This window comes from Streptomyces sp. NPDC057302 (genome assembly GCF_042667685.1).
Classification (GTDB): Bacteria; Actinomycetota; Actinomycetes; order Streptomycetales; family Streptomycetaceae; genus Streptomyces.
Genome location: NZ_JBHUZJ010000104.1, coordinates 17,332 through 27,984 on the forward strand (window position 1 = coordinate 17,332; position 10,653 = coordinate 27,984).

At 72.1% G+C, this 10,653-nt stretch carries 9 protein-coding genes; all 9 read left to right on the plus strand.

From position 1 onward, the window contains the following. The 9 genes from ACFUPX_RS40090 (at position 1) to ACFUPX_RS40130 (ending at position 10,622) form a co-directional block, all read left to right on the plus strand. Positions 1-1,374, plus strand: coding sequence for a ThuA domain-containing protein (locus ACFUPX_RS40090; protein WP_383333947.1), 1,374 nt, complete (start codon positions 1-3; stop codon positions 1,372-1,374). A gap of 141 nt (positions 1,375-1,515) precedes the next feature. Continuing rightward, positions 1,516-2,676, plus strand: coding sequence for an inositol-3-phosphate synthase (locus ACFUPX_RS40095; RefSeq protein ID WP_383333949.1), 1,161 nt, complete (start codon positions 1,516-1,518; stop codon positions 2,674-2,676). Between the two features lie 65 nt (positions 2,677-2,741). Continuing rightward, positions 2,742-4,058, plus strand: coding sequence for an SCO3242 family prenyltransferase (locus tag ACFUPX_RS40100; protein ID WP_383333961.1), 1,317 nt, complete (start codon positions 2,742-2,744; stop codon positions 4,056-4,058). A 350-nt stretch (positions 4,059-4,408) separates the two neighbouring features. Then, entirely contained in the window at positions 4,409-5,251 is an 843-nt protein-coding gene (locus ACFUPX_RS40105) for a sugar phosphate isomerase/epimerase family protein (RefSeq protein ID WP_383333963.1), read from the plus strand. Beyond that, positions 5,248-5,931 (plus strand): EboA domain-containing protein, encoded by a 684-nt coding sequence (locus tag ACFUPX_RS40110; RefSeq protein ID WP_383333951.1) that lies wholly within the window; start codon positions 5,248-5,250, stop codon positions 5,929-5,931. The genes ACFUPX_RS40105 and ACFUPX_RS40110 overlap by 4 nt, the downstream gene beginning before the upstream one ends. After that, positions 5,931-6,779 (plus strand): TatD family hydrolase, encoded by an 849-nt coding sequence (locus ACFUPX_RS40115; protein WP_383333953.1) that lies wholly within the window; start codon positions 5,931-5,933, stop codon positions 6,777-6,779. Before ACFUPX_RS40110 ends, ACFUPX_RS40115 begins: the two co-directional genes overlap by 1 nt. A gap of 3 nt (positions 6,780-6,782) precedes the next feature. After that, the gene (gene eboE / locus ACFUPX_RS40120; RefSeq protein WP_383333955.1) at positions 6,783-7,952 is read left to right on the plus strand and encodes a metabolite traffic protein EboE; all 1,170 of its coding nucleotides are present in this window, start codon (positions 6,783-6,785) and stop codon (positions 7,950-7,952) included. After that, positions 7,949-9,325, plus strand: a complete 1,377-nt coding sequence (locus ACFUPX_RS40125) for an alkaline phosphatase family protein (RefSeq protein WP_383333957.1) — start codon at positions 7,949-7,951, stop codon at positions 9,323-9,325. The genes eboE and ACFUPX_RS40125 overlap by 4 nt, the downstream gene beginning before the upstream one ends. Before the next feature lie 130 nt (positions 9,326-9,455). After that, positions 9,456-10,622, plus strand: coding sequence for a sugar phosphate isomerase/epimerase family protein (locus tag ACFUPX_RS40130; protein ID WP_383333959.1), 1,167 nt, complete (start codon positions 9,456-9,458; stop codon positions 10,620-10,622). Positions 10,623-10,653: the final 31 nt, after the last annotated feature.

The window sequence follows — 10,653 nt, forward strand, 5'->3', positions numbered from 1 at the left end:
ATGCGCGCATCCGCACGGATCGCCACCGCGAGCGCCGCGGCAGCTCTGCTCATCGGCTGCGTATCGGGCCCCGCGGCCTCCGAGCCGGAGAGCAAGAAGGAGGGCAAGAAGGCGGGTGAGAAGGTCCTGGTCTTCTCCAAGACCGCGGGCTTCCGCCACGACTCGATCCCCGAGGGCATCGCGGCCGTCAAGGAGCTCGGCGCGGCGAACGGCTTCACCGTCGACGCGACCGAGGACGCCAAAGCCTTCACGGCCAAGAACCTCGCGCGCTACGACGCCGTGATCTGGCTCTCCACGACCGGTGACGTCCTCGACGCCAAGCAGCAGAGCGCGTTCGAGGGCTACATCAAGAAGGGCGGCGGGTACGTGGGCGTGCACGCCGCCGCCGACACCGAGTACGACTGGCCCTTCTACGGCGGGCTCGCGGGTGCGTACTTCCAGTCGCACCCCGCGATCCAGCCCGCGAAGGTGCGGGTCGAGGACCACGGGCACCCGTCCACGGCGCATCTGCCGGGGGTCTGGGACCGGACCGACGAGTGGTACAACTACCGCTCCAACCCCCGGGACCGCGCCCACGTCCTCGCCTCGCTCGACGAGTCGTCCTACACGGGCGGTTCGATGTCGGGCGACCATCCCATCGCCTGGTGCCAGGACTACCGAGGGGGCCGCTCCTTCTACACGGGCAGCGGTCACACCAAGGAGTCGTTCGCCGATCCGGCCTACCGCACCCATCTGCTCGGCGGGATCCGCTGGGCGACGGGCGCGGCGCAGGCCGACTGCCGGCCGGAGAAGGGCTACACGCCCCTCTTCGACGGCACGGCGAAGTCCCTGGAGGCCTGGAAGCAGGCGGGTCCCGGCTCGTTCGAGCTGAACGAGGGCGAGCGGACCCTGAAGACCGTCGGCGGCATGGGCATGCTCTGGTACGGGGCGAAGGAGCTCGGCTCCTACTCCCTCAAGCTGGACTGGCGCATGGACGGCGACGACAACTCCGGGATCTTCGTGGGCTTCCCGCCCTCCGACGACCCCTGGTCGGCCGTGGACAACGGCTATGAGATCCAGATCGACGCCACCGACGTACCGGAGAAGACCACCGGCTCCGTCTACGGCTTCAAATCCGCCGACCTGGCCGAGCGCGACAAGGCGCTGAACCCGCCGGGGGAGTGGAACACCTACGAGCTCCGGGTCGAGGGCGAACGCCTTCGGATCTATCTCAACGGAGTGAAGATCAACGACTTCACCAACACGGATCCGGCGAGGAGCCTGAAGGACGGTCACATCGGCATCCAGAACCATGGTGGCGATGACCAGGTCTCCTTCCGCGACATCCGGGTGAAGGACCTGCCGGCCCGCAGCGCCACCGGCGTGGGCCGCTAGACGACGGCGGGCGGAGGACGCCGGACCTCCGCCCGCCGTCTTTACCTTCCGTCTTCCCGTCGTCCCGCCATTCCGTCAGCCGCCCTTCTTCCCCGTCTTTCTTCCCCCGCGCGTTCGCCGCGTGTACGACAGGAGGCAGCCGTGCCCAATCCTTCTACTACTGGTTCTTCCGGCACTTCGGGTGGCGGGCGCACGGGGGTGTGGCTGATCGGAGCGCGCGGTTCGGTCGCCACGACGGCAGTCGCCGGGTGCGCGGCCGTGACGGCCGGGCTGCACCCGCCGACGGGGATGGTCACGGAGACTCCGCCGTTCGCCGACAGCGGTCTGCCAACGTTGTCTTCGCTGGTCTTCGGTGGCCACGACGTGCTGGAGTGCCCGCTGCCCAAGCGGGCCGAGGAACTGGCCGCAGGGGGCGTGCTCCCGCACGGCGTCCCCTCGGCGGTGGGCGCGGAACTGGCCGCGGCGGACGCGGAGATCCGCGCGGGCGGACCGCGCCGCGGGGAGTCCGACGGCAGGACGGACGAGGAACTCATCGAGTCCTTCGCCGCCGACCTCCGAGATTTCGTACGTCGCCGGGGGCTGGCCCGTGCGGTGGTGGTGAACGTGGCTTCGACGGAACCGCTGCCGGTGCAGGGCGAGGACAGGCTGCCCGCCAGCTCCCTCTACGCGGCGGCGGCGCTGCGGGCGGGCTGCCCGTACGTGAACTTCACCCCGTCGGCGGGCCTGCACCACCCGGCGCTCGCTTCGGCTGCCGCCTCGGCCGGGCTCCCTTACGCGGGCCGGGACGGCAAGACGGGCCAGACCCTCCTGCGCTCGGTCCTCGGCCCGATGTTCGCCCAGCGCGCGCTCGCGGTCCGCGCCTGGTCGGGCACGAATCTCCTGGGCGGCGGCGACGGCGCGGCCCTCGCCGATCCCGCCGCGGCCGCGGCGAAGAACGCGGGCAAGGAACGGGTCCTCGCCGACACGCTGGGCTCCGCCCCCGAGGGCGAGGTCCACATCGACGACGTGCCGTCCCTCGGCGACTGGAAGACCGCCTGGGACCACATCGCGTTCGACGGTTTCCTCGGCGCGCGGATGGTCCTGCAGACGACGTGGCAGGGTTGCGACTCGGCCCTGGCGGCACCACTGATCCTGGACCTGGCCCGCTTGGTGGCCCGCGCCCACGAACTGGGCCTCTCTGGCCCGCTGGGCGAACTGGGCTTCTACTTCAAGGACCCGGACGACGGCTCCTCATCGGCCCTCGCGGAGCAGTACGAGGCGCTTGTCGGGTTCGGGGCGCGGTTGCGGGGGGTGTCGGCTTGAGCAGCGGGGATGCGGGTTCGGGGACTGGGACAGGGCCTGGGACTGGGGTCGGCGCTGGTGGTGGCCTGAATCTCGGCACCGGCCGTGACTGGGCCGAACTGCTGCGGGTCTCCGCCCTGTTCACCGTCCCCGGCGACGCACTCGCCGGGGCGGCGGCCACGGGACTGCGCCCCAACCGCAGCACCCTCCTCGCCATCGCCGCCTCGCTCGCCCTCTACGAGGCGGGCATGGCTCTCAACGACTGGGCCGACCGCGAGGAGGACGCGATCGAACGCCCTCACCGCCCGTTGCCGTCCGGCCGCATCGCCCCGCCGGTCGCCCTGGGCGCGGCAGCGGCGCTGACGGCGGGAGGCCTGGGCCTGGCCGCCGCCGCGGGGCGGCCCGCTCTGACGGTGGCGAGTGGCTTGGCGGCCACGGTGTGGGCGTACGACCTGGGCCTGAAGCACACTCCGGCGGGCCCGGCCGCCATGGCAGCGGCCCGCGCCCTCGACTTGCTCCTGGGGGCGGCGGCAACGTCCGCGCCGACCGCTGCGAGACGAGGAAGCCCTGCCGGTCGGCTCGTGCCGGGCCTGCGGGTGAGGCAGGGGAAGAGCGGGGAGGGCGCGATCCGCTCGGGGCGGCCCGTACCCCCTCGCCCCGGCGCGGTTCCTGGGCTCCGCGCGGCGATACCCACCGCCCTGGTCCTGGGCGCCCACACCCTCGCGGTGACCGCGGTCTCCCGCCGAGAGGCACAGGGCGGCTCCACGACGGCCCCCCTGTGCGCGCTCGCGGCGACGGTGGCGCTGGCGCAGCTGCTGGCCCGGAACGGCAGGGGTGACGCCGGTGCGGGCACGGGTGCCGGTACCGGCGCCGGGTCCTCTCAACTCCCGGTAGGCCGCCGGGCAGCAGCCACCCGCGGCCTGCCGGGTTCCACGCTGGTGCCGCCGACGTCAGGTGCCCCGACGATCGGCACGGTGGTCGCCTCGGTACGCGTACCGGTGGGGCGTCCGGCGGGGCGCCCGGTGGGCCAACCGGTGGGCCGACTGGCGGGCCAACCAGCGGGCATACCGGTGGGCCGATCGGCAGGCAGGGCCGGGAGCCCCGGTGGAGTGCCGGGCTCTGCCTCGGGGAGGCCCGGCGGTGCCTGGCGGACCGGCGCTCGCGGTGCCGTCCAGTTCGCGCTCGCCGCCACCTACGCGGCCACCGCGGCCCGCCCCCTCTTCCACGCCGCGCTCAACCCCTCACCGCAGCTCACCCAGCGTGCCGTGGGCGGCGGCATCCGAGCCATGATCCCGCTCCAGGCCGCGCTCTCCGCCCGCACGGGCGCCCTGGGCTCCGCACTGCTGACCGCCGCGCTGGCCCCCGCGGCCCGCAAGTTCGGCCGGAAGGTGAGCGTCACGTGACGAAGACAGCGAACGGGGGAGAGACCCCGAACCGCGGCCAGGCCAGCGCGCCGCAGGCTGCCCACCAACCACCCGTAGCAGCGGTTCGGACCACCGCCTGGGGCCCTGCTCCCACGGGCGGATCACCGACGCACGGAACAGGAGACGCACCCACGGCGCACGGAAGAAGCGGGCCCCAGGCGCCCCGGCCGAGCGGGTCCCAGGCGCCCCGGCCGAGCGGGCCCCAAGCGCCCCGACCGAGCGGGCCCCAAGCGCCCCGACCGAGCAGGCCTCGCGCGACGCCACAGGTCGGGAACGCACCCGGCGGGGAGCCGGCGCCCCCCCTCCGCTTCGGCTACGGCACCAACGGGCTGACCGACCTCCGCCTCGACGACGCCCTGGGCCTCCTCGCCGACCTCGGCTACGCGGGCGTCGGACTCACCCTCGACCACATGCACCTCGACCCGCTCGCCCCCGACCTCGCCGCCCGCACCCGCCACGTGGCCCGCAGCCTGGAGCGCCTCGGGCTGACGGCGACGATCGAGACCGGCGCCCGCTACGTGCTCGACCCCCGCCGCAAGCACGGCCCCTCACTCCTGGACCCCGACCCGGACGCGTGCGCCGCCCGTGTCCGCCTGCTGATCCGTGCCGTCCAGGTCGCCGCCGACCTCGGCGCCCACGCCGTGCACTGCTTCAGCGGCATCACCCCCGAAGGCACCCCCGAGGACACCGCCTGGCAGCGGCTCGCCGAAGCCCTCGGCCCCGTACTGGACGCCGCCTCCGGAGCCGCCGTGCCCCTGGCCATCGAGCCCGAACCCGGCCACCTCCTCTCCACCCTCGCCGACTTCCACCGGCTGCGTCACGCACTGGACGATCACCAACTCCTGGGCCTCACCCTCGACATCGGCCACTGCCAGTGCCTCGAACCGCAGTCTCCCGCCGACTGCGTCCGCGCCGCCGCCCCCTGGCTACGGCACGTCCAGATCGAGGACATGCGCCGCGGCGTCCACGAACACCTCCCGTTCGGGGACGGAGAGATCGACTTCCCGCCCGTCCTCGAAGCCCTCGCCGCCACCGGCTACCAGGGCCTCACCGTCGTCGAACTACCCCGCCACTCCCATGCGGGCCCCCAACTCGCGGGCCAGTCCATCGAGTTCCTGCACAAGGCGGCGACCGAAGCGATCCCCGCCCCGGCCAAAGGAGGAACCCCGTGACCGACACCCCCGTCATCGACGACCTCCGCAGCCACCTCGAAGCCACCCTCGACGGAGCCGCCCGCGCCTGGCTCGACCAGGCCACGGCGGAGGCCGCAGCCCACCGCGGACGGCCGGAGCAGAGCCCGCCCCCTGTATGGGAGTTGCGCTTCGTCGAGGCAGGGCGACGCTGCGGCCAGGACCACGCCGACGCCGCCCGCGTGCTGCTCCTGCACACGGCCGAAGCAGACCCGGCCACCCTCACCCGCGTCTACGAACAAGGCACCGCGGCCGAGCGCCGAGCCGTCCTGCAAGCCCTGCCCCACCTGGTCGAGGGACCCGGGGCGCTGCCCCTGGTCGAGGACGCCCTGCGCACCAACGACACCCGGCTCGTCGCCGCCGCCGTCGGCCCGTACGCCGCCCGGCACCTCGCCCCGCACGACTGGCGCCACGCAGTTCTCAAGTGCCTTTTCACCGGAGTCCCCTTGGACGCCGTCGCCGACCTCGACCGCCGCGCCCGCGCCGACGCCGAACTCGCCCGCATGCTCGGCGACTACGCGGGCGAACGCACCGCCGCCGGCCGCACCGTTCCCAGCGATCTGCACCGCGTCCTGGCCCTGGCCGCCCCTACGGCCCTCTCGGCCGCAGCGGCGCCCTCGGCCCCCGCGACCCCTTCCACCGGCGAGGAACTGGAGTCCTGATGCGCATCTTCGACCCCCACATCCACATGACGTCCCGCACCACCGACGACTACCAGGCCATGTACGCCGCAGGCGTCCGCGCCGTCGTCGAGCCCGCGTTCTGGCTGGGCCAGCCCCGCACCTCACCCGCCTCCTTCTTCGACTATTTCGACTCCCTCCTGGGCTGGGAGCCCTTCCGCGCGGCCCAGTACGGCATCGCCCACCACTGCACCATCGCCCTCAACCCCAAAGAGGCGAACGACCCCCGCTGCACCCCGGTCCTCGAAGCGCTGCCCCGCTATCTCGTCAAGGACAACGTCGTCGCCGTCGGAGAGATCGGCTACGACTCCATGACCCCCGCCGAGGACGCCGCGTTCACCGCGCAGCTCCAGCTCGCCGCCGACCACCAGCTCCCCGCGCTCGTCCACACCCCGCACCGCGACAAGCTCGCGGGACTGCGCCGCACCCTCGACGTGGTCCGGGAATCCGCGCTGCCGATCGAGCGGGTCCTCATCGACCATCTCAACGAGACCACGGTCAAGGAGGCCAAGGACAGCGGATGCTGGCTCGGCTTCTCCGTCTATCCCGAAACCAAGATGGACGAGGACCGGATGGTCGCCATCCTGCGCGACCACGGCCCCGAGCGCGTGCTGGTCAACTCGGCGGCAGACTGGGGCAAGAGCGACCCTCTCAAGACCCGCAAGGTCGCCGACGCCATGCTCGACTCCGGCTTCAGCGAGGACGACGTCGACCTGGTGCTGTGGCGCAACCCGGTCGCCTTCTACGGACTCAGTGGCCGCCTCGCGCTCGATGTCACCGACACCGAAGCCACCCACGAGGGCAACTCCATCCTCCGCGGCGGGGCGTGACCCATGCGCTTCCGGCACCCCGACGGCAGTGTCGTCCACCTCGCGTACTGCACCAACGTCCACCCCGCCGAAACCCTCGACGGCGTCCTCGCGCAACTCCGCGACCACTGCGAACCCGTACGCAAACGGCTCGGCAGGGACCGCCTGGGCATCGGCCTGTGGCTCGCCAAGGACGCCGCGCACGCCCTGGTCACCGACCCGGCCGCGCTGCGCGGCCTGCGCACCGAACTCGACCGGCGCGGCCTCGAAGTCGTCACCCTCAACGGCTTCCCGTACGAGGGGTTCGGCGCCGAAGAGGTCAAGTACCGGGTCTACAAGCCGGACTGGACCGATCCCGAGCGCCTCTCCCACACGACCGACCTGGCCCGTCTGCTCGCCGCGCTCCTCCCGGACGACGTGGCGGAAGGCACCATCTCCACGCTTCCCCTCGCCTGGCGCACCCCCTTCGACGCCACCCGGGCCGACGCCGCCCGCGCAGCCCTCACCGCGCTCGCCCAACGTCTGGACGCACTCGCGGAGCTCACCGGCAAATCGATCCGCATCGGCCTCGAACCGGAACCGGGCTGCACCGTCGAGACCACGGCCGACGCGATCGCCCCCCTCACCGCGATCGGCCACGACCGCATCGGTGTCTGCGTCGACACCTGTCACCTCGCCACCTCCTTCGAGGACCCGCAGACCGCGCTCGACGCCCTCGCCGCCGCGGGCATCCCCGTCGTCAAGTCCCAGCTCTCCGCCGCCCTGCACGCCGAACACCCCCATCTCCCCGGAGTCCGCGAGGCCCTCGCCGCCTTCGACGAGCCCCGCTTCCTGCACCAGACGCGCACCCGCACCGCGGCCGGACTGCACGGCACCGACGACCTCGGCGAATCCCTCGCCGGCGACGCCCTGCCCGAGACGGCCCCCTGGCGCGCCCACTTCCACGTCCCCCTGCACGCGGCTCCCGCGCCGCCGCTGACCTCCACGCTCCCCGTACTCAAGGACACCCTCGCCCACCTGGTCGGCGGCCCTGACCCGCGCACCCGCCACCTGGAGGTCGAGACCTACACCTGGCAGGCGCTGCCGCCCGAACTGCGCCCCCGCTCCCGCCCCCAGCTCGCCGACGGCATCGCCGCCGAGCTCACCCTCGCCCGCGATCTCCTGACGGACCTCGGCCTCAAGGAACTCCCATGAGCCCCACCCCTCTCCTCGTCCTGGACGTCGTCGGTCTCACCCCTCGCCTCCTCGACCACATGCCGCACCTGAAGTCGCTTGGCCGGTCCGGCTCCCAGGCCCCGCTGGGCACGGTCCTGCCCGCCGTCACCTGCGCGGCCCAGTCCACCTTCCTCACCGGCACCACCCCCGCCGAGCACGGCATCGTCGGCAACGGCTGGTACTTCCGTGAGCTGGGCGACGTACTCCTGTGGCGCCAGCACAACGGCCTCGTCTCGGGCGACAAGCTGTGGGACGCCGCCCGTCGCGCGCACCCCGGCTACACCGTCGCCAACATCTGCTGGTGGTACGCCATGGGCGCCGACACCGACATCACCATCACCCCCCGTCCCGTCTACTACGCCGACGGCCGCAAGGAACCCGACTGCTACACCAGGCCCCCGGCCCTGCACGACGAACTCACCGAGAAATTCGGTACGTTCCCCCTCTTCCACTTCTGGGGCCCCGGCGCCGACATCGTCTCCAGCCGCTGGATCACGAACGCAACGCGCCACATCATCAGCACCCGCCACCCCGACCTGGCCCTCTGCTACCTCCCCCACCTCGACTACGACCTCCAGCGCTTCGGCCCCGACGACCCGCGCTCCCACCGGGCCGCCGCCGAACTCGACGCGACCATCGCCCCCCTCCTCGACGAGGCGAAGGCCGAGGGCCGCACCGTCGTCGCCCTGTCCGAGTACGGCATCACGCGCGTGGACCGTCCCGTGGACATCAACCGCGCCCTGCGCCGCGCAGGGCTGCTCGAGGTGCACACCCAGGACGGCATGGAGTACCTCGACCCGATGACGTCCCGCGCCTTCGCCGTCGCGGACCACCAGATCGCCCACATCTACGTGCGCAGGCCCGAGGACCTGGCAGCGACCCGGCAGGCACTGGCCGACCTGCCCGGAATCGAGCAACTCCTCGACGACGAGGGCAAGAAGGCCAACCACCTGGACCACCCGCGCTCCGGCGAACTCGTCGCCGTCGCGGAGCCGGACGCCTGGTTCACGTACTACTACTGGCTCGACGACGCCCGCGCGCCCGACTTCGCGCAGCTCGTCGAGATCCACCGCAAACCCGGCTACGACCCCGTCGAGCTCTTCATGGACCCCGAGGACCCCTACGTCCGCGTGAAGGCCGCGGGCGCGCTGGCCCGCAAGAAGCTCGGCATGCGCTATCGCATGGCGGTCGTGCCCATCGACCCGTCTCCTATTCGAGGCAGCCACGGCCGCCTCCCCACGAGCGACGACGACGGTCCGCTCATCATCAGCTCCACCCCCCATGCGCTTCCCGACCGGATCGCGGCCACCGCCGTGAAATCTCTCCTCCTGGACCTGGCGGGCCTGGGCTGAGACACACCTCGCCCCAGCACCCCTTCGACCAGGAGCAGTTACTAAGAGTGAAACACGCGTCACTGACAACGCGCCAGTGGCGTCCGCCCGCACGTCCACCCGCACGTCCAAGAGCCCAGGAGAGGCACCCGTGACCGACTTCCACGACACTCCCGCCGACGAGGCCCTCAGACAGCGTCTCGGCATCAACCGCCGCCGCTTCCTCAGCACGTGCACCGCCGTCGGAGCGGGCGCGATCGCCGCGCCCGTGTTCGGCGCGGCACCCTCCTTCGCCCAGTCGCAGGGCCACGGTCACGACCACGGTCACGGCGGTCACGGCAGTGAACTGGTGCCCGCGAAGAAGCGCGGCATCATCCTCTACACGGTCCGTGACGCGACCGGCCGTGACCCGCTCGCCTCCGACCTGCCCTCCGGTTTCCGCGAGGTGTTCAAGGAGCTGGCCCGCTACGGCTACAAGCAGGTCGAGTTCGCGGGCTACGGCCAGCACGCCAACGCCCCGGGCGGCGCCAGCCTGGAGTCCGTCGAGGGCGCCAAGCTGCTGCGCTCCTGGCTCGACGACTACGGCCTGCGCGCCCAGGGCAACCACGGCTTCATACCGGGGTCATGGCCGCTGACGCAGCCCGACCTCGACACGTTCAAGAAGCACCTGGAGATCGCCAACATCCTCGGCATGGACCACATGGGCACGGGTGGCGACCCCACCAACAGCTCGTACAAGGCCGACTGGGACGTCGCCGCCGACAAGTGGAACGCCCTGGGAGCCATCGCGCGCAAGGCCGGCATCAAGCTCTACACCCACAACCACGACGCGGCGTACGGATTCCTGCTCGACGGCGGCCCGCTCGACGCGCAGGGCCGCCCGACCCGCAGCTCCGGCATCCGCAGGCTGGAGTACTTCCTCAAGGCCACCGACCCGAGGACGGTCTGGCTGGAGATGGACATCTACTGGGCGCACGTCGCGCAGTACAAGTTCCACACGTACACCGCGCACGACGGCTCCCAGCGCAAGAAGGTCTTCGACCCGGCGGCGCTCGTCAGCCGCAACAACAAGCGCTACCCGCTGTTCCACGCCAAGGACGGCACCCGCAACGACACCAGCGGCGAGGGCTACGACATGGTGGCCTTCGGCGAGGGCGTCATCGACTACCGCACCTTCTTCAGCCGTGTCGGCGAGAAGAACTACCACAACCCCATGGTCGAGCAGGACAACGCGCCCAGCGGCACCGATCTCGGCCAGTCCCTGAAGCTCGCGAAGACCGGCTACAACAACCTGGCGGCTCTCCGCAAGAAGCGCTGACATGAGGCGCTGAAGCGCCCGCACAGACAGC

Excerpts from the sequence above, each read along its gene's own strand:
- ACFUPX_RS40090 (WP_383333947.1), top strand. The coding sequence starts at position 1 with ATGCGCGCATCCGCACGGATCGCCACCGCGAGCGCCGCGGCAGCTCTG.
- ACFUPX_RS40115 (WP_383333953.1), top strand. The coding sequence starts at position 5,931 with ATGCGCATCTTCGACCCCCACATCCACATGACGTCCCGCACCACCGAC.
- eboE (WP_383333955.1), top strand. The coding sequence starts at position 6,783 with ATGCGCTTCCGGCACCCCGACGGCAGTGTCGTCCACCTCGCGTACTGC.
- ACFUPX_RS40125 (WP_383333957.1), top strand. The coding sequence starts at position 7,949 with ATGAGCCCCACCCCTCTCCTCGTCCTGGACGTCGTCGGTCTCACCCCT.